Raw genomic sequence first — 17,020 nt, 5'->3', positions numbered from 1 at the left:
AAACACCTTTACAAGTTTGGCGGAGGCGCTGGTGACAGCCGATCTCCCCCCTTGCGGGGGAGATGTCCGGCAGGACAGAGGGGGGGGTGAAGGAACGCCATCGTTTCTGTTTGCCTACCCTCGTTTCGACCGTTTCCTGAGAAGGCAGCGGTCTCCAATTGATAAGCGGGCGGGACAGCACCCCCCTCTGCCCTGCCGGGCATCTCCCCCGCAAGGGGGGAGATCAGCCCTCGTCGCCGATTTCGCTAATCACCGGCGAAGGGGTGTTTGATGGGACACGATCTCGTTCCGCAACGACACCGCCGGAATGCAAAATCCATGCGTCGGGTCATGACCGATGCGGAGTTGGAACTTTGGAATGAGTTGCGTGCTCACCGGCTTATGGGGATGAGCTTTCGACGGCAGGTGCCGATCGGACCTTATATCGTTGACTTTGCTTGCTCGGCCTATCGTGTCATCGTCGAGGTAGACGGCAGCCAGCATGCGGATAGCGAAAATCTACAACAAGACGAGACACGCAGCGCATATTTTAAGAGCAGTGGCTGGACCATCCTGCGCTTCTGGAACGACGACGTCATTCGCGATATCGACAATGTCTGCCAGCACATCGTCATCGAGGCCGGCCTGGCCGCTGCCGAAGTGCCGGGGATCGAACCAGCAAAGGAGTCCGTTCCATGATCGACCATCTTGGCATTACCGTTGCCGATTTCGATGCTTCGAAGGCGTTCTATGACAAGGCGATGGCGCCGCTTGGTGCAGCGCTCCTCTACATGGTGCCGCTGGAATACACCGGCGGCGCCAAGGTCGGCGGCTATGGGCGTGACCGGCCGGTGTTCTGGCTGAGTTCGGCCAAGGACAAGCCCAGGGATCACCAGCACGTCGCCTTCACGGCGCGCAGCCGCGCCGAGGTCGATGCCTTCCACGCAGCGGCACTTGCTGCCGGTGGCAAGGACAATGGCGGGCCGGGCCTGCGCCGGCATTATCACCCGAACTACTATGGCGCCTTCGTCTTCGATCCCGACGGCAACAATGTCGAAGCCGTCTGCCATGCGCCGGAGTGAGCCGAGATGAGCCTCGACAACCGGCCGATCTACACCGGCGGCTGCCAGTGCGGCGCGGTGCGCTTTCGCGTTGAAGGCGCGCTCGGCGACGCTTCGGTCTGCCATTGCCGCATGTGCCAGAAGGCGTTCGGCTCGTTCTATGCGCCGCTGGTTTCGGTGCGTGGCGCCCGGCTCGACTGGACGCGCGGCGAGCCGAAATATTTCCGCTCGTCCAACCATGTCGATCGCGGCTTCTGCCCTGATTGTGGCACGCCACTGACCTTCACCGCGCCGGATGGTGTTGGCCTCGCCATCGGCGCGTTCGACAATCCGGCGGAGATCGTGCCGCTGATCCAATGGGGTGTCGAGGCAAAGCTGCCTTATGTCGATACGATCCCGCGATTGCCGGGCGAGGAGACGATGGCCGACGTGTCGTCGGCCTCTTATCTGGCGGATCTCGTCTCCTATCAGCATCCGGACCACGACACCGAACAATGGCCGCCAAAGGAAAGATCATGACCGAGACAGTAAGAACCGGCGGCTGCCAGTGTGGCGCCGTGCGTTTCCGCATTCATGGAGCGCTCGGCCGTCCGTCGATCTGCCATTGCCGGATGTGCCAGAAGCAGTTCGGCTCGTTCTTCGGTGCACTGGTCACGGTGCCCAGGGACGGCGTCGAATGGACCCATGAAGAGCCGAGCTATTTCCAGTCGTCGGTCAATATCGATCGTGGTTTCTGCGCGCGCTGCGGCACGCCGCTGACATATCGGCAGCCCGGCGGACTGGAAATCGCCATCGGTGCCTTCGACGACCGTTCGGATCTGGCACCGCAGATCCAGGTCAACTATGCCGCGCGGCTGCCATGGGTGGAGACGATCTTCGATCAGCCCGTCCACCAGGATCCTGATTATTACAACAGGCAGGAATCCATCATCTCCTTCCAGCACCCAGACCATGAAACAGCGGACTGGCCGACCAAAGGTTTGCAGCTATGAGCAGTCAATTGCGTACGCTTTATCCCGAGATCGAGGCCTTCGAGTCCGGCATGCTCGATGTCAGCGACGGCCATCAGGTCTACTGGGAGCGTTCCGGCACCAAAGGCGCCAAGCCGGCGGTGTTCCTGCATGGCGGACCGGGCGGCACCATTTCACCAAAACACCGGCGGCTGTTCGACCCGAAGCTTTACGATGTCATTCTGTTCGACCAGCGCGGCTGCGGAAAATCGACGCCCAACGCCTCGCTCGAAGCCAATACGACCTGGCACCTGGTCGCCGACATCGAACGCCTGCGCGAAATGGCCGGCTTCGACAAATGGCTGGTGTTCGGCGGCTCCTGGGGGTCGACGCTGGCGCTCGCCTATGCCGAAACGCACCCCGAACGCGTCAGTGAGTTGGTGGTACGCGGCATCTACACGCTGACACGTGCGGAACTCGAATGGTACTATCAGTTCGGCGTCTCGGAAATGTTCCCGGACAAATGGGAGCGCTTTCTGGCGCCGATCCCGGAGGCCGAGCGCGGCGACATGATGGCTGCCTACCGCAAGCGGCTGGTCGGCACGGATCGCAAGGCGCAGATCGAAGCCGCCCGCGCCTGGAGTCTGTGGGAGGGCGAAACGATCACGCTGTTGCCGGAGCCGGAAACCAGTGGACCGTTCGGGCAGGACGACTATGCTGTCGCCTTCGCCCGCATCGAAAACCACTATTTCGTCCATGCCGGTTGGCTGGAAGAAGGACAATTGCTGCGCGATGCGCACAAGCTTGCCGATATTCCCGGCACCATCGTCCACGGCCGCTACGACATGCCGTGCCCGGCGCGCTATGCCTGGTCGCTGCACAAGGCGTGGCCGAAGGCGGATTGCCATCTGATCGAGGGCGCCGGTCATGCTTATTCGGAGCCGGGGATTTTGGATCAACTGATCCGGGCGACGGATCGGTTTGCAGGGAAGATATAGTCGATGCACGGCGATCCTTCACACCCCCCTCTGTCCTACCGGACATCTCCCCCGCAAGGGGGGAGATTGGATGTCGCCTTCGCTTTCGCCAATCGCCGACATTGCAGGACCAGCGCTATCGTCAAAGCTGCCGATCTCCCCCTTTGCGGGGGAGATGGCCGGCAGGCCAGAGGGGGGTGCTCAAGCACCTTGCTGTCATGAAAAAGGAAAGACTGTTCCTCTTCGACACCACCCTCCGCGATGGCCAGCAGACGCCGGGCATCGACTTCTCTATCGAAGACAAGATCGCTATCGCGAAACTGCTCGACGCTTTCGGCCTCGATTATGTCGAAGGTGGCTATCCCGGCGCCAATCCGACCGACACAGCCTTCTTCCAGGAGAAGCGCACGGCGCACGCCAAATTTGTCGCCTTCGGCATGACCAAGCGGGCAGGGGTGTCGGCGTCCAACGATCCCGGCCTTGCGTCACTCGTGCAATCCAAGTCGGATGCCATCTGCTTCGTCGCCAAGAGTTGGGACTACCATGTCCGTGTCGCGCTCGGCTGCACCAATGAGGAGAACCTCGACGCCATCAAGGCCTCCGTCGAGGCGGCGATCGCCGCCGGCAAGGAGGCGTTGGTCGATTGCGAGCATTTTTTCGACGGCTTCAAGGCCAATCCCGATTATGCGCTGGCCTGCGCCAGGACCGCCTGTGATGCCGGCGCGCGCTGGGTGGTGCTGTGCGACACCAATGGTGGCACGCAACCCTCGGAAGTCCGCGCCATCGTCGAGAAGGTTATTTCATCAGGTATTTCAGGCGATCATCTCGGCATCCATGCCCATGACGACACCGGCCAGGCAGTGGCGAATTCCCTCGCCGCTGTCGAGGCCGGCGTGCGCCAGATCCAGGGCACGCTCAACGGCATCGGCGAGCGCTGCGGCAACGCCAATTTGATCTCGATCGTGCCGACGCTGGCGTTGAAACCGGCCTTCGCCGATCGTTTCGAGACGGGCATTTCGGCTGAGGCGCTGACCGGCATTTCGCGCCTGTCCCGCGCCTTCGACGAACTCCTGAACCGCGCCCCGGAAGCGCAAGCGCCCTATGTCGGGGCCTCTGCTTTCGCCACCAAGGCGGGCATCCATGCCTCCGCGCTGGCCAAGGAGCCGGCGACCTATGAGCATGTGCCCCCGGAAACGGTCGGCAACCGCCGCCGCGTCATGGTTTCGGACCAGGGCGGCAAGGCCAATTTCCTCGCCGAGTTGAGGCGGCGCGGCATCGACGTGCCGAAAGACGATCACCGGCTCGACGCGCTGATATCAGTGGTCAAGGAGCGCGAGGCCGAGGGCTATGCCTATGAGGGCGCCGATGCCAGCTTCGAGCTCCTGGCACGCAAGATGCTGCACGGCCTGCCGGAGTTCTTCAACGTCACCTCGTTCCGCTGCATGGTCGAGCGCCGCTTCGACGCCAACGGCCAGCTGAAGACGGTCTCCGAAGCGATCGTCAAGGTGGTGGTCGACGGCGAGGAGAAGATGTCGGTGGCCGAGGGGCATGGCCCGGTCAACGCACTCGACATCGCGCTGCGCAAGGACCTTGGCAAGTTCCAGAGCGAGATCGCCGACATGGAACTGGCCGACTTCAAGGTGCGTATCCTCAATGGCGGCACCGAGGCGATCACCCGCGTTCTGATCGAATCGCATGACGGCACCGGCGCGCGCTGGTGGACGGTCGGCGTTTCCGAAAACATCATCGACGCCTCGTTCCAAGCGCTGATGGATTCCATCGTCTACAAGCTGATGAAGAACCGCGAGATGGCCGGACTGGTGGCCGCCGAATAGGGTTGAACCATCAGCGAAAGTCCATTGATCCATCAGAACTTTGCGATGGTCTTGCCAAGGTGGCTGGGCCATAGCGTTGGCCCATGGCCACTGAAACAATCACCCTGGATGCGGATTCCAAGGCCCGTCGCGGCTTCCTGCTGGCACTGGGGGCCTATCTGCTATGGGGGCTGCTGCCTTTTTACATGAAGGCGGTCGCTCATCTGCCGCTCGCCGAGGTCATTGCCCATCGCATCGTCTGGTCGGTGCCGATTGCCGCCGCCGTTCTGGTTTGGGCCGGCCGTACGGCGGATTTCAAGGCGGCGCTGCGTTCGCCGCGCACCATCGCCATGGCCGCGCTGACGGCGGCGCTGATCTCGGTCAACTGGGGCATCTATGTCTGGGCGATCGCCGTCGACCGCACCGTCGAAACCGCGCTCGGCTACTACATCAACCCGCTGGTCAGCGTCGTCGTCGGCGCGCTGCTGCTTGGCGAGCGCCTCGACCGGCTGCAGATCGCGGCGGTGGTGCTGGCGGCCGTCGCGGTCGCGGTGCTGACCATCGAGGGCGGCAAGCTGCCCTGGGTGTCGCTGGCGTTGGCTTTTTCCTTCGCCGCCTACGGCTTCTTCCGCAAGACGCTGCCGATCGGACCGAGCCAGGGATTTTTGCTCGAAGTGCTTCTGCTGTCGGTGCCGGCACTTGGCTACATCGTTTATCTCATCGCGACCGGGCAGGACCACATCGTATCCAGCAGCGGTGCCGATAGGGCGCTGCTGATCGGCTGCGGTCCAGTCACGTCGATACCGCTGCTGCTGTTCGCCTTCGGCGCCAAGCTGCTGCGCCTGTCAACCATCGGCATCATGCAATATATCGCGCCGACCATGGTGTTCCTGATCGCCGTTCTGATCTTCGACGAGCCTTTCGGCACCACCCAGGCGATTGCGTTCGCGCTGATCTGGGCGGCCTTGGCGGTCTATTCCTGGTCGATGTTGACGACAGCGCGCCGCGCCGCGCCGCAGCCCGCACGGTAAGGAGTTTCGATGTACCTGCTGCATATCGCCAACAAGAACTATTCCTCATGGTCGCTGCGGCCCTGGGTGTTGATGCGCGCGCTGGATATCCCATTCGAGGAGCGGCTGACGCCATTCCCGACCGCATCGAGCTGGGAACTCTACCGGTCGTTTTCGCCCAGCGGCCGGGTGCCGTGCCTGATCGAGGACGGCTGGGCGGTCTGGGATTCGCTGGCCATCGTCGAATATCTGGCCGAACGCCACCATGGCGTGTGGCCCGTCGAAGCCAAGGCGCGCGCCTGGGCACGCTCGGCCGCCGCCGAGATGCATTCGAGCTTCACCGCATTGCGCGGGGCATGCCCGATGAGTTGCGGCGTGCGGGTAAAGCCGTTCCCGATGTCCGATGGGCTGAAGCAGGACCTTTTCCGCCTCGGTGACCTCTGGAATGATGGTCTTGCCCGTTTCGGCGGGCCGTTTCTGGCCGGCGCTCATTTCACCGCCGTCGACGCTTTCTTTGCTCCGGTGGCGTTCCGCGCCCAGTCCTATGGGCTCCCCTTCGAGGGTGCGGCTGCGGCTTATCCGGCGCAATTGCTTGCTCTACCGGCGATGCGCGAATGGTATGCGGCTGGCCTTGCCGAAATCTGGCGCGAGTCCGATCACGAAGCGGAAGTGGCCGCCGCCGGCACAGTCATCGAGGATCTTCGCGCCACGGCGTGATAGCCGCCGGCGGGTGCTACATCTGTCCGAGCCGCCTGACAAAGAGATAGGTCGCTCCCGCGATTACCATCGCTACCGCCGTCACCACCCAGAAGCCCATTGGCGTGTCGACCAGCGGCAGGCCGCCGACATTCATGCCGAACAGGCCGGAGATGATGGTCATCGGCAACAGCACCGCCGTCATCACCGACAGTACGTACAGCAGCCGGTTCGACTGCGTTGTCAGCTTGGCCATCAGCTCGTCTTGCAAAAGCCGGGCGCGGGCCTGCAACTGCTCGCCGTCATAGTGCAGCGTCTGCGCACGATGCGACAGCCGCGCCGCCATGTCGTTGATGGAATCCGGCAGGTCGTTGCGGTGCGAATGGTCGAGATGGCGAAACAGATTGGTCAGCGTCGCCATCTGCCGGTGGATCACCACCAGGTGCCGGCGCGCGTCGACCAGCGCCTGCCGCTCATTGTGCCATGCGTCGCAGACGATGCGATCCTCGATGCCGTCGAGACTGTCGCCAAGTGCCGCAAGTTCGGCCACCATGCCGTCGAACGACTGGCCGACGACCGCCTCGATCAGCGCGGCCGGCGAGCGGAATTTGCGCGATCCGTTCTCGATCGCCTTGCGGATGTTATCGACAGACTGCAGCGGCTGCTTGCGGGCGCCGACCAGCATGGTGTCGTTGAGGGCGAAGCGGAAATGGCCAAGTCCGCCCGTTTCCGCCGAATAGTCATGGCGCAGATCCGGCAGGTCGCCATAGAGCCAGTCGTCCTCGAGGTCGATGTGGCAGCCATGGCTGGCGGACAGGAAAGCTTCACGCACCGGTGCCGGCAAAGCCTGATCGGTGCCGATCTCATGGCGAGCGCGCATGTCGGAAAGCTGGTAGCTGCGCCATGTCCAGTGCGCGGCGGCGGCGTCCCTGGTTCGCACGCCCTCAGCGGTGAAGTGATAGATGAAGAACAATCCGTGCTCGTCGGGCAGGTAGGGCGACAGGTCGGTGCCTTCCGGGGCGACAGTGATATCCATGGGGGCGGTGCCAGATGCATGTTCCGAAGATGGCACCGCACGGCGGCTGCCTGGCCTTGATTTCTAGCACGAGCGAACCCGGTTCCGTGTGACGGTTTCTTGACAGCCGATCACGGTCTGTCGATCACCTACGTCAATCCGGTGGTGACGGCCTTCGCCACCCCCGGATTGTGTCCCTGTCAGTGCTTCGGGCCGAAGCCGGGGTAGGGCTTTAGGGATACGATTGCGGCAATGTCCATCATGCCGGCCTTGACCAACGGCAAGGTGGCGAGGTGGGCGCGAACCTCTGCATCATCGGCTGCCTCGAACATCATGCCGCTGCCCGGGATGTCGCCTCGGTTCCACATCTGGCGTACCGCGCCTTCGGCATAGAGCGTGCGCCGCTGTTCGGCTTCGCCGGGTAGAAGCGGAGCGAAATCGGCATCGGCAAATTTTTCGGTGTTGCGGGTGAGAAGGGCAAAGAACTGCATGGCGGTCTCCTTTGGTTGGAATGGCCGAATTATCGCTCCCGCCGGTCAGACTGTCCAAGACTGGTTAGGCTAAAGTTGAGACCTGGGGGGACTGGAGCCCGGAGAAAAATGTTCGATCTGCGTCAGCTCCGCTATTTCGTCACCGTCGCCGAAACCGGCAATGTCGGGCGCGCCGCCGAAATGCTGCATATTTCTCAGTCGCCACTCAGCCGGCAGATCATCCAGCTCGAGGAGCAACTCGGCGTCGCTTTGTTCGAACGGGCAAAAAGCAGCGGGTCCACCTCAACGCCGAGGGCCGCGCCTTCCTCGTCGAAGCCCGCGCGCTGCTGTCCAATGCGCGACGTTTGGAGCAGTTCGGCCGCAACCTGGCCAGCGGCGCCGTCGGCCGGCTCGCCATCGGCTATGTCGAAGGCGCCGTTCATGCCGGGCTTGTCGCTGGGATGCTGCGCCAGTTCCGTCGCGACCGGCCGGATTTCCACCTGCAGCTGAGAAGCCTGCGTTCGGCGGCGCAGTTGGAAGGGCTACGGCAGCGGTCGCTGGATCTGGGCTTTGTCTACTCGCCGCCAGCCGATGATGACCCGGATGTCGCCGCGATAGCGCTGCGGCATGAGCCGCTGGTGCTGGCGATCCCCGAAGATGATCCGCTTGCTGAAGTGCCAGAGATTGGGCCCGACCACCTTGACGGTCGCACCTGGATCACCGTCGTGCGCCAGCCGGACGACACCAATCGCGGCCAGTTCCTTGCCGCCTGCGCCAAGGCCGGCTTTCTGCCCGACATCGCCTATGAGACGGCGGACCCGCTGACCTCGCTCGGCCTTGTCAGCGCCGGTCTCGGCCTTGCGACGGTGCAAGCCAGCCTGCGTGTCGCTGCGCCGCCGCGGATCGTATTTCGCGACCTGCCGTGGTTCGACCGCACGGTCTCCATCTATCTCGCCTGGCGGCGTCATGACCGACGGGCGGTGATTGCCGATTTGCGGCAGGCAGCTGAGGAATAGGGGAATAGGGGAATAGGGGAATAGGGGAATAGGGGAATAGGGGAATAGGGGAATAGGGGAATAGGGGAATAGGGGAATAGGGGGCGCCGTTCCCAGGCACTTCACATATTCCCCTACTGCCTTACTCCCGTATTCCCCTACATCTTGTCTATCACCGACTGCACGCCCTCGGTCGGGGCGTCTACGGAGGATCCAGCCACCATGATGGCGGCGACGATCGCTTCGGGGTCGTCGACAACCAGCGGCTTGACCCGTTGCGCGGTGTGGATGAAGCCCTCAGCGGCCATGTGATCGAGCAGCGTCAGCATCGGATCCCAGAATCCTCCGACATTGCCGAAGACGATCGGTTTGCGATGATGGCCAAGCTGCGCCCAGGTCATCACCTCGACGATCTCCTCGACCGTGCCGATGCCCCCCGGCAGCGCCACAAAGGCGTCGGATTTCTCGAACATCTTGTGTTTGCGCTCGTGCATGTTGTCGGTGATCAGCAACTCGTCGAGCCGGTCAAGCGCGGTTTCGGTTGCCTCCCTGTTGATCAGGAAGCGCGGAATGATGCCCGTCACCTTGCCGCCGGCGCGCAAAGCGCCTTCGGCGACAGCGCCCATGATGCCTTTGGTGCCGCCGCCATAGACCAGCCGCATTCCTGCTTTGGCAATCGAGCGTCCGAGCAGGTTTCCGGCCTTGATATAGATTTCATCACGGCCCGGAGACGAGCCGCAATAGACGCAGACGGATCGAATCGTGTTCATGCCGATGATTGGTGATTGGGTCTGAAAGCGTGGTCAAGCCCCAAGGGTCAACAAGCCCGGGCTTTTTCTTGTCGGCCCGTTTTTCTTGTCGGCATTGGCAAAACAAGCTAGACCGGCGTTAGGTGGCTAAGGGGTAGGGAAATATGGCAATTAATCCACTGAAGGCGTTCCTGTTCGCGGCGGGTGGGACCGTTGCTGCCGCGGGAACCGCCTATGTATCGGGCGCACTCGACCCGTATCTCAATCCCACGCCGCCGGCGCAAGTGGCGGCGCAGACGTCGCCCGCAGCGCCAAAATCGGCCGATCCCGGCACCGAAGCGCGGCTGCCCGCCGCGGAGGTCCCCGCGGCGCCCGCCGCGGTGCCCCAGGCAACGGCACCGGCCGCGGCGGCGCCGGCTGCGGCCGGTCCCGTCGCACCGTCCTTTGACGTCGTGCGCGTCGAGGGCAATGGCTCGATCGTCGTTGCCGGCAATGCAGCGCCCAACGCAAGGGTCGAGATCCTCAACGGCACGACCGTGCTTGGCTCGACGGTTGCCGGTCCCGATGGCGCATTTGTCATCGTGCTGGACGATCCGCTGAAGCCCGGCGACTATACAATCGCACTGCGCGCGACCACGGGCGATGTCGTCACCCCTTCGGTGCAGACCGCTGTCGTTTCGGTTCCCAAGGATGCCGCCGGCCAGGTGCTGGCAATGGTCGAGGAGCCGGGCAAACCGGCCGAACTGCTCACCGTTCCGGCGCCCGAAACAAAGCCGGCTGCTCCGGCCGCCGCGCCGGCTGCTCCCGCAGCCGAAGCGCCCGCAACTGCTCCGGCACCAGCCGCCCCGGCACCAGCCGTCGTAGAAGCAGCACCGGCTCCTGCCGTGGTAGAAGCAGCACCGGCTCCTGCAGCGCCGGCGACGCCGCCCGCTGCAGGCGTGACCGAGCCCAAGATCGTCGTCGAGGCGGTCGAGATCGACGGCAGCAAGATCTTTGTCGCCGGTCTCGCCGATGCCGGCCGCAAGGTGCGCGCCTATGCCAACGATATCCTGCTCGGTGATGCGCAAACTTCGACGGACGGTCATTTCCTGGTCGAGGCGACGCGCGACATTCCGGTCGGCAGCTACACAATTCGTGTCGACGGCCTCGATACCGACGGTGTGACAGTTGTGGCCCGCGCAGCCGTGCCGTTCGAGCGCGAGCCCGGCGAAGCGGTCGCCGCCGTGGCACCCTCGGCGCCGAAGCCCGTTCAGCCCAAGCCGGCCGCACCTGCCGCCGCCGAGGCGCCGGCCGCGGCCGGGACGGCCCCGGCCACGACGCCTGCTCCCGCCACCGAGGCTCCGGCCGTTGTGGCGGAGGCGACGCCGCCAAGCGATGTGCCCGAGACCGTGGCGCCCAAGCTCGAACATGCCGACGGCGCCGTCATCATCCGCCGCAACGATACGCTGTGGCGGATCTCGCGGCGCGTCTACGGCCATGGCGTACGCTTCTCGACCATCTACCTCGCCAACCAGGACCAGATCAGTGATCCCGACCGCATCTGGCCGGGGCAGGTGTTCAAGGTCCCGGAAAAGTCGAAGGAAGGCGAGGCAGCCGACCTCAAGACGATGGGCGAGCAGGCAACGACAGCGCCGGCCAAGACCAACTAGATCCAAGGCCGTCCAGGTCGAAATCTACTGGTGTGCTGAGCCGCTCAGGTGCAGTTTGAATCCGATCATGTTCGGATCCCCCAGGTCGGGGCGTAGTTTCATGCTCGGAATCAAATAGTCGCCGCCATTCTGCCGGCGATAGGGGATGGGTTGCGTGGTCGCGAGCGTTCTCATCCTCTCGCGCAGGCGCTCGGCGGTGGGTTCGAAGTCGGCTTCACCGAAGCGGTCGACGCTGTAGACGACGAATGGCGGAAGGACGTCGTAGCCCGGGTAGTAGAGGATCCCGTGGTTGATCGGGAACAGCAGATCATCAATTGGTCCGTTGACGCCGCGAGGGGCATAGTGCTCCTCCCAGCCGCCGGCGGTCACGATCAACATTGCGCGCTTGCCCATCAAGGTTCCCTCGCCGTAGCGGTCGCCCCATCGTTTGTCGCTATGTTCGCCCACGCCGTAAGCGAAGCCGTAGGCAAAGACCCTGTCGACCCAGCCCTTGAGGATCGCCGGCATGGCAAACCACCAGAGCGGAAATTGGAGAATCAGGGCATCCGCCCATAGCAGCTTTGCGATCTCGGCCTTGACGTCCTCTGTCAGCGCGTCGGCCTCGAAAGACTTTTTTGACGCTGCGGCAGGCATCAGCCGCGCGCCCGGCGCCAAAACCGGAAAGTCGGCCCGATCAACCGCTGATTTCCAACCCTGGGCGTAGAGGTCCGTCACCCGCACTTCGTGGCCTTGTGCCTCGAGTTCTCTGATGGCGACGTCGCGGAGCGCGCCGTTGAGCGAGCGGGATTCGGGATGTGCGAAGACAAGTAGGATTTTCATGCGGGGGACTCCGGGGATTGAAAAACTGGTCCCTTAGCTAGGCAATATCGACGCAATCCGCTATATATTCGTAATGCATAAGATTGTGCCGAATAGTGGATAAATCGGACATCACCCTCGAACGCATGCGCACCTTCGTTCGCGTCGCGGAACGGGGCAATCTGTCCTTGGTTGCCGGTGAACTGGGTATCGGACAATCGACGGTCACGCGGCATCTGCAGGAACTCGAAGAGGCAGTGGGTGCGCCTTTGCTCAGCAGGACCACCCGGCGGGTCACGCTGACCGACGAGGGCAGCCGCTACTATGCCAACAGCGTCCAGATCCTGCGCCTTGTCGAGCAGGCCGGCGACGAAGCGCGGGGCGCACGTGGCGCGCCGGCCGGCACCGTCCGGATATCCTGTACTGCCGCTTTCGGGGTCTTGCACACCAGCCGACTCATCTTCGACTTTCAGGACCGATATCCCGACATCGGCGTTGACCTCAGCCTCAGCGATGAGCGTGTCGACCTCGTCAGGGAAGGTGTCGACATCGCGCTTCGGTTGGGGCCGCTCACCGACAGCTCATTGAGGCTGCGGGCCCTCGGCCTGTCACGGCGCCTGCTCGTGGCATCGCCGGATTATCTGGCGCAGCGAGGCAGACCGGCTATCCCGTCGGATCTGTCTGGACATGAGGGTATCCGGATGTCGAACGTGGCGGGGAGTGAAACTCTTGCCTTGCAGGGCGCCGGAGGCGAGCGCCATATGGTGCCTTTCGCGGGGCGCCTGCGTGTCGACCATGGGCTTGCCGCGCGCGAGGCTTTGCTCGCGGGTCGAGGGGTCGCACCGGCTCACCGATGGCTTGTCGACGATCTTTTGGCGGCGGGCCTGCTCGAGACGATACTGGATGATTATTCACTGCCGTCCGCCCCTTTGAACATGCTGATCGTCCCGGAGCGCGCGGGCGTTGCAAGGGTCCGCCTGATGGTCGACTTCCTGGCTGAGCGGATTGCCGGCATCCCGGGGATCGAGAAGTCCAGTCCAAAGCGTTAGCCGCTATCTGCTCTGCCCAGAAGAGTAGCTTGCAGCAGCGTCGACCATCGTTTATCGCCGATGGACGATGAGCGAATCCCTAGCTGAAATAGGTATGCCTGGCTGCGCCCCGGACAGCCGAGCCGTTGCCACCCGGCTGGCAGCACTTTCGCACCCGGCTCGGATCGAAATCCTGAAATACCTGTCCGCAAGCAACTCCTGCTGCTGCCGCGAGGTTGTCGACCGTTTCGATCTGGCGCAGTCCACTGTGTCACAACATTTGAAGATACTGGTCGAAGCCGGGCTGGTCCGGTTCGAACCCGACCGTCAGCGCTCGCGCTACGAGGTCGATCGTGCCGCACTTGCCGATGTTTCCGCGTCGGTGGCCGCGCTCGTCAATTCCTGCTGCTCCGGCCGCTAGACCATGATCCCGAAAAGTGGAGCCCGGTTCTCGGACGAGATCATGGTCAAAAAGACATAAGAAGAAGGCACAAGAAATGGCCGAAAAAACCGTCTCCGACTCCTCGACCTTCAAGACGCTGCTCAATTTGTGGCCCTATATGTGGCCGGCGGATCGCGCCGATCTGAGAGCCCGGGTCACATGGGCGACGCTTCTGTTGGTCGTCGCCAAGCTGACGCTGGTCGCCGGTCCCTATTTTTTCAAATGGGCGACCGACGCGCTGGCCGGCGACGCCAAATCGGTGCCGCCGCTGCCGAGTTTTCTGCTGGCGCCGGTCATGCTGGTCGTTGCCTACAATGTCGTGCGCCTGGTGCAACTTGGCTTCAATCAATTGCGCGACGCCTTGTTTGCCCGTGTCGGCCAATACGCGGTGCGCCAGCTCGCCTTCCGCACCTTCGTCCACATGCACCAACTGTCGCTGCGCTTCCATCTCGAGCGCCGCACCGGCGGCCTGTCGCGCATCATCGAGCGCGGCACCAAGGGTATCGAGACGATCGTGCGCTTCATCATGCTCAACACGGCGCCGACCATCCTCGAATTCGCGCTGACCACCGGCATCTTCGCCTACACCTATGGCTGGAAATACGTAGTCGTCGTCGCGGTCACCGTCTGGGTCTATGTCTGGTTCACGGTCCGCGCCAGCGACTGGCGCATCTCGATCCGCCGCGACATGAACGACAGCGACACCGATGCCAACACCAAGGCAATCGACTCGTTGCTCAATTACGAGACGGTGAAATATTTCAACAATGGGGGCATGGAAGCCGAGCGCTTCGACCGCTCGATGGCACGCTACGAGGTCGCAGCGACCCGGATCTGGACCTCGCTCGGCTGGCTGAACTTCGGCCAAGGCATCATCTTTGGCCTCGGCACCGTCATCGTCATGTGCATGTCGGCGCTGGAAGTGCAGGCCGGCACGCAGACGGTCGGCGACTTCGTCTTCATCAATGCCATGCTGATGCAGCTGTCGGTGCCGCTCAATTTCATCGGCTTCATCTACCGCGAAATCCGCCAGGGGCTGACCGACATCGAGCAGATGTTCGACCTTCTGGATGTGCCGCAGGAGATCGTCGACAAGCCGGACGCGAAGCCACTTACTGTCAGCGCCGGCAAGGTCGAGTTCCGCGACGTGCATTTTTCCTATGACCCCAACCGCAAGATCCTGAAGGGCATCAGCTTCGAGGTGCCGGCCGGCAAGACCGTGGCCATTGTCGGGCCCTCGGGCGCCGGCAAGTCGACCATCTCGCGGCTTCTGTTCCGCTTCTACGACGTCCAGTCCGGCCAGGTGCTGATCGACGGCCAGGATATCAGGGACGTGACGCAGGAGAGCCTGCGCGGAGCGATCGGCATGGTGCCGCAGGACACCGTACTGTTCAACGACACCATCGCCTACAACATCCGCTATGGCCGCATCGGCGCCAGCGAGGAGGATATGCAGAAGGCCGCCGAACTCGCCCAGATCGGCCCGTTCATCGAGCGATTGCCTGACGGTTACAAGTCGATGGTCGGCGAACGCGGGCTAAAACTTTCGGGCGGCGAGAAGCAGCGCGTGGCGATCGCCCGCACCATCCTGAAGGCGCCGCCGATCCTGATGCTCGACGAAGCGACCTCGGCGCTCGACAGCCACACCGAACAGGAAATCCAGGCCGCGCTCGATCTGGTCAGCCGTGGCCGCACCACCATCGTCATCGCCCACCGCCTGTCGACGGTGATTACCGCTGATGAGATCATCGTGCTGCAGGACGGCCAGATCGCCGAGCGCGGCACCCATGCCGAGCTGATGCGCAAGCATGGCCTCTACGCCTCGATGTGGGACCGCCAGCGCGAGGCGACCGAGGCCGAGGAGCGCCTACGCATCGCCCGCGAGGGCGACGAGCTTGGCGTTGTCGTTCGTCGACGAACGTCGGAGGTGAATTGACACCGTTCCTTCTCCAACGAGGGGAAAAGAGAAAATTTCCGCTTGACCTCAACTTAAGTTGAGATCGTAGGCCGTTCTTGGAGCCCGCCAACTAGCGTGTTTAAAAAACGGAGCAATCGAATGAGCGAGACAAATCAGACTGTTGACGGGGGCAGCGTGTTCAGGGTGGACAAATTCGTCGTCCCGGCCGCCGCTCGCAAGGAGATACTCGCCAAGGTCCGGACGACGCATGAATTGCTGCGCCTGCAACAAGGCTTTGTGCAGGATTTCCTGCTCGAGCAATTCTCGGGCCCAGGCGAATTCAACCTCGTCACCATCGTCGAATGGGAGAGCCAGGCGGCCGTCGACAACGTCGTGCCGATCGTTAAGGCCGCGCACGAGCGCATCGCCTTCAACCCGCAGGAGACGATCGCCCGGCTCGGCGTTCGCGCCGACATCGCCAACTATCAGAGGGTTCCCGGGCTGTAGCAAGGCTGCTACCGCCAGCCGATGCCAGGTGCCGGCGCTTCGACGCTGAGCACCTGGCCGGTGCGGGCTTCAGAAGCCTTCGGATTTGGGATCATGGACGGGCAACCTTTTCCGGCGCCTTGAACCGTCGGTGTCCCGAATTCTGCCGACAACGACACCGACCTAGCAAGCGGATCGCGACCCCTGCCGGCGCACCCAATACGGCCTTCCCTATTGTTGCGTTGCGGCGAGGGGGGCTTTCGGCTATTGAGGCCGGACTTGAAACGGAGCCTGTTTATTACCGATGAGCCTTGTCGATACGGTCAAGAACGCGTTCGTACCGATCCATCGCGAGGGCTATCCCTTCATCGCAGCCTTTGGCGCGGCGACGCTTTTCCTCGGTTATTTCTCCTCGATCCTGTTCTGGATCGGTCTGATACTGACGGCCTGGTGCGTCTATTTCTTTCGCGATCCCGAGCGCGTCACGCCGGTCGACGACCGCCTGGTGGTCAGCCCGGCCGACGGCATCATCTCGGCGGTCGGACCCGCCGTGCCACCGCGCGAACTCGGCCTCGGCAATGCCGAGATGACCCGCATCTCGGTGTTCATGAACGTCTTTTCCTGCCATGTGAATCGCGCCCCGGTGCGCGGCCGTATTGCGAAAATCGAGCACCGGCCGGGCAAATTCCTCAATGCCGAACTCGACAAGGCCAGCACCGAGAACGAGCGCAACGGCCTGGTCATCGAGAGCCCCAATGGCACGGTCGCGGCCGTCCAGATCGCCGGCCTGGTGGCGCGCCGCATCGTCTGCTGGGCCCAGGCCGGCGGCTCGATCGGCACTGGCGAGCGTTTCGGCCTGATCCGCTTCGGCTCGCGTGTCGATGTGTTCCTGCCCCTGACCGCGACGCCGCGCGTTGCCGTCGGCCAGACGGCGGTTGGCGGCGAAACCGTGCTGGCCGAATTCGGCGGTGTTGCCGGCACGCCTCTTGTTCGGGTTTCCTGAC

Annotated in this window: 19 protein-coding genes and 1 pseudogene; 16 read left to right on the top strand and 4 right to left on the bottom strand. The window is 63.2% G+C overall.

Going from position 1 to position 17,020, the window contains the following annotated elements; translation table 11 throughout:
• Positions 1-270 precede the first annotated feature (270 nt).
• The 8 genes from NKI69_RS25495 (at position 271) to NKI69_RS25460 (ending at position 6,508) form a co-directional block, all read left to right on the top strand.
• Positions 271-678, top strand: coding sequence for an endonuclease domain-containing protein (locus tag NKI69_RS25495; protein ID WP_352722775.1), 408 nt, complete (start codon positions 271-273; stop codon positions 676-678).
• Complete coding sequence (locus tag NKI69_RS25490; protein WP_023812897.1) at positions 675-1,061, top strand: VOC family protein; 387 nt, start codon at positions 675-677, stop codon at positions 1,059-1,061. The genes NKI69_RS25495 and NKI69_RS25490 overlap by 4 nt, the downstream gene beginning before the upstream one ends.
• 6 nt (positions 1,062-1,067) lie before the next feature.
• Complete coding sequence (locus NKI69_RS25485) at positions 1,068-1,559, top strand: GFA family protein (RefSeq protein WP_352677461.1); 492 nt, start codon at positions 1,068-1,070, stop codon at positions 1,557-1,559.
• Positions 1,556-2,032: a GFA family protein gene (locus NKI69_RS25480; RefSeq protein ID WP_109662751.1), complete on the top strand. Its 477-nt coding sequence runs from the start codon at positions 1,556-1,558 to the stop codon at positions 2,030-2,032. Before NKI69_RS25485 ends, NKI69_RS25480 begins: the two co-directional genes overlap by 4 nt.
• Complete coding sequence (pip, locus tag NKI69_RS25475) at positions 2,029-2,988, top strand: prolyl aminopeptidase (RefSeq protein ID WP_352677462.1); 960 nt, start codon at positions 2,029-2,031, stop codon at positions 2,986-2,988. Before NKI69_RS25480 ends, pip begins: the two co-directional genes overlap by 4 nt.
• Before the next feature lie 197 nt (positions 2,989-3,185).
• A complete protein-coding gene (gene cimA, locus NKI69_RS25470; RefSeq protein WP_352722774.1) occupies positions 3,186-4,802 on the top strand; it encodes a citramalate synthase in 1,617 nt (538 codons plus the stop codon).
• Positions 4,803-4,885: 83 nt separating this feature from the next.
• On the top strand, positions 4,886-5,812 hold the full coding sequence (rarD, locus tag NKI69_RS25465; protein WP_352722773.1) for an EamA family transporter RarD: 927 nt from the start codon (positions 4,886-4,888) through the stop codon (positions 5,810-5,812).
• Between the two features lie 9 nt (positions 5,813-5,821).
• Entirely contained in the window at positions 5,822-6,508 is a 687-nt protein-coding gene (locus NKI69_RS25460; protein ID WP_023812903.1) for a glutathione S-transferase family protein, read from the top strand.
• A gap of 16 nt (positions 6,509-6,524) precedes the next feature.
• Here NKI69_RS25460 and NKI69_RS25455 read toward each other — a convergent pair whose 3' ends face one another.
• Positions 6,525-7,523, bottom strand: coding sequence for a transporter (locus tag NKI69_RS25455; protein ID WP_023812904.1), 999 nt, complete (start codon positions 7,521-7,523; stop codon positions 6,525-6,527).
• 179 nt (positions 7,524-7,702) lie between these two features.
• The gene (locus tag NKI69_RS25450) at positions 7,703-7,993 is read right to left on the bottom strand and encodes a muconolactone Delta-isomerase family protein (RefSeq protein ID WP_128303053.1); all 291 of its coding nucleotides are present in this window, start codon (positions 7,991-7,993) and stop codon (positions 7,703-7,705) included.
• Between the two features lie 108 nt (positions 7,994-8,101).
• On the opposite strand from NKI69_RS25450, the pseudogene NKI69_RS33580 reads away from it, so the two are divergent.
• Positions 8,102-8,227, top strand: a pseudogene (locus tag NKI69_RS33580) (LysR family transcriptional regulator); the annotation flags it as partial.
• Positions 8,228-8,337: 110 nt separating this feature from the next.
• Entirely contained in the window at positions 8,338-8,988 is a 651-nt protein-coding gene (locus tag NKI69_RS25445) for a LysR family substrate-binding domain-containing protein (RefSeq protein WP_502900199.1), read from the top strand.
• 137 nt (positions 8,989-9,125) lie between these two features.
• Here the strand turns inward: NKI69_RS25445 and NKI69_RS25440 are convergent, their stop codons facing one another.
• Complete coding sequence (locus NKI69_RS25440; RefSeq protein ID WP_023812907.1) at positions 9,126-9,737, bottom strand: LOG family protein; 612 nt, start codon at positions 9,735-9,737, stop codon at positions 9,126-9,128.
• A 143-nt stretch (positions 9,738-9,880) separates the two neighbouring features.
• Here NKI69_RS25440 and NKI69_RS25435 point away from each other — a divergent pair, with 143 nt between their 5' ends.
• Positions 9,881-11,365, top strand: a complete 1,485-nt coding sequence (locus tag NKI69_RS25435) for a LysM peptidoglycan-binding domain-containing protein (RefSeq protein ID WP_352722772.1) — start codon at positions 9,881-9,883, stop codon at positions 11,363-11,365.
• A 24-nt stretch (positions 11,366-11,389) separates the two neighbouring features.
• On the opposite strand, the gene NKI69_RS25430 is transcribed toward NKI69_RS25435, so the two are convergent.
• Positions 11,390-12,184 carry an NAD(P)H-dependent oxidoreductase gene (locus tag NKI69_RS25430; protein ID WP_023813729.1) on the bottom strand — a complete coding sequence of 265 codons (795 nt, stop codon included), beginning with the start codon at positions 12,182-12,184 and terminating at the stop codon, positions 11,390-11,392.
• A gap of 95 nt (positions 12,185-12,279) precedes the next feature.
• On the opposite strand from NKI69_RS25430, the gene NKI69_RS25425 reads away from it, so the two are divergent.
• From NKI69_RS25425 to NKI69_RS25405, 5 genes are all read left to right on the top strand, one after another.
• The gene (locus NKI69_RS25425) at positions 12,280-13,212 is read left to right on the top strand and encodes a LysR family transcriptional regulator (RefSeq protein ID WP_031213735.1); all 933 of its coding nucleotides are present in this window, start codon (positions 12,280-12,282) and stop codon (positions 13,210-13,212) included.
• Between the two features lie 67 nt (positions 13,213-13,279).
• On the top strand, positions 13,280-13,612 hold the full coding sequence (locus NKI69_RS25420; RefSeq protein WP_031213736.1) for an ArsR/SmtB family transcription factor: 333 nt from the start codon (positions 13,280-13,282) through the stop codon (positions 13,610-13,612).
• Positions 13,613-13,688: 76 nt separating this feature from the next.
• Complete coding sequence (locus NKI69_RS25415; protein WP_352722771.1) at positions 13,689-15,569, top strand: ABCB family ABC transporter ATP-binding protein/permease; 1,881 nt, start codon at positions 13,689-13,691, stop codon at positions 15,567-15,569.
• Positions 15,570-15,689: 120 nt separating this feature from the next.
• Positions 15,690-16,037, top strand: coding sequence for an antibiotic biosynthesis monooxygenase family protein (locus NKI69_RS25410; RefSeq protein WP_023813733.1), 348 nt, complete (start codon positions 15,690-15,692; stop codon positions 16,035-16,037).
• Between the two features lie 283 nt (positions 16,038-16,320).
• Entirely contained in the window at positions 16,321-17,019 is a 699-nt protein-coding gene (locus tag NKI69_RS25405) for a phosphatidylserine decarboxylase (protein WP_023813734.1), read from the top strand.
• The last annotated feature ends 1 nt before the right edge of the window (position 17,020 follow it).

Source organism: Mesorhizobium sp. M0491, assembly GCF_040321265.1.
Lineage (GTDB): Bacteria > Pseudomonadota > Alphaproteobacteria > Rhizobiales > Rhizobiaceae > Mesorhizobium.
The sequence above is the reverse complement of the archived record's forward strand: the minus strand, read 5'-3'. Positions and strand labels throughout refer to the sequence as shown.

Coding starts and splice junctions, on each gene's coding strand:
- NKI69_RS25495 (WP_352722775.1), top strand. CDS start 271: ATGGGACACGATCTCGTTCCGCAACGACACCGCCGGAATGCAAAATCC.
- NKI69_RS25490 (WP_023812897.1), top strand. CDS start 675: ATGATCGACCATCTTGGCATTACCGTTGCCGATTTCGATGCTTCGAAG.
- NKI69_RS25485 (WP_352677461.1), top strand. CDS start 1,068: ATGAGCCTCGACAACCGGCCGATCTACACCGGCGGCTGCCAGTGCGGC.
- NKI69_RS25480 (WP_109662751.1), top strand. CDS start 1,556: ATGACCGAGACAGTAAGAACCGGCGGCTGCCAGTGTGGCGCCGTGCGT.
- pip (WP_352677462.1), top strand. CDS start 2,029: ATGAGCAGTCAATTGCGTACGCTTTATCCCGAGATCGAGGCCTTCGAG.
- cimA (WP_352722774.1), top strand. CDS start 3,186: ATGAAAAAGGAAAGACTGTTCCTCTTCGACACCACCCTCCGCGATGGC.
- rarD (WP_352722773.1), top strand. CDS start 4,886: ATGGCCACTGAAACAATCACCCTGGATGCGGATTCCAAGGCCCGTCGC.
- NKI69_RS25460 (WP_023812903.1), top strand. CDS start 5,822: ATGTACCTGCTGCATATCGCCAACAAGAACTATTCCTCATGGTCGCTG.
- NKI69_RS25455 (WP_023812904.1), bottom strand. CDS start 7,523: ATGGATATCACTGTCGCCCCGGAAGGCACCGACCTGTCGCCCTACCTG.
- NKI69_RS25450 (WP_128303053.1), bottom strand. CDS start 7,993: ATGCAGTTCTTTGCCCTTCTCACCCGCAACACCGAAAAATTTGCCGAT.
- NKI69_RS25440 (WP_023812907.1), bottom strand. CDS start 9,737: ATGAACACGATTCGATCCGTCTGCGTCTATTGCGGCTCGTCTCCGGGC.
- NKI69_RS25435 (WP_352722772.1), top strand. CDS start 9,881: ATGGCAATTAATCCACTGAAGGCGTTCCTGTTCGCGGCGGGTGGGACC.
- NKI69_RS25430 (WP_023813729.1), bottom strand. CDS start 12,184: ATGAAAATCCTACTTGTCTTCGCACATCCCGAATCCCGCTCGCTCAAC.
- NKI69_RS25420 (WP_031213736.1), top strand. CDS start 13,280: ATGAGCGAATCCCTAGCTGAAATAGGTATGCCTGGCTGCGCCCCGGAC.
- NKI69_RS25415 (WP_352722771.1), top strand. CDS start 13,689: ATGGCCGAAAAAACCGTCTCCGACTCCTCGACCTTCAAGACGCTGCTC.
- NKI69_RS25410 (WP_023813733.1), top strand. CDS start 15,690: ATGAGCGAGACAAATCAGACTGTTGACGGGGGCAGCGTGTTCAGGGTG.
- NKI69_RS25405 (WP_023813734.1), top strand. CDS start 16,321: ATGAGCCTTGTCGATACGGTCAAGAACGCGTTCGTACCGATCCATCGC.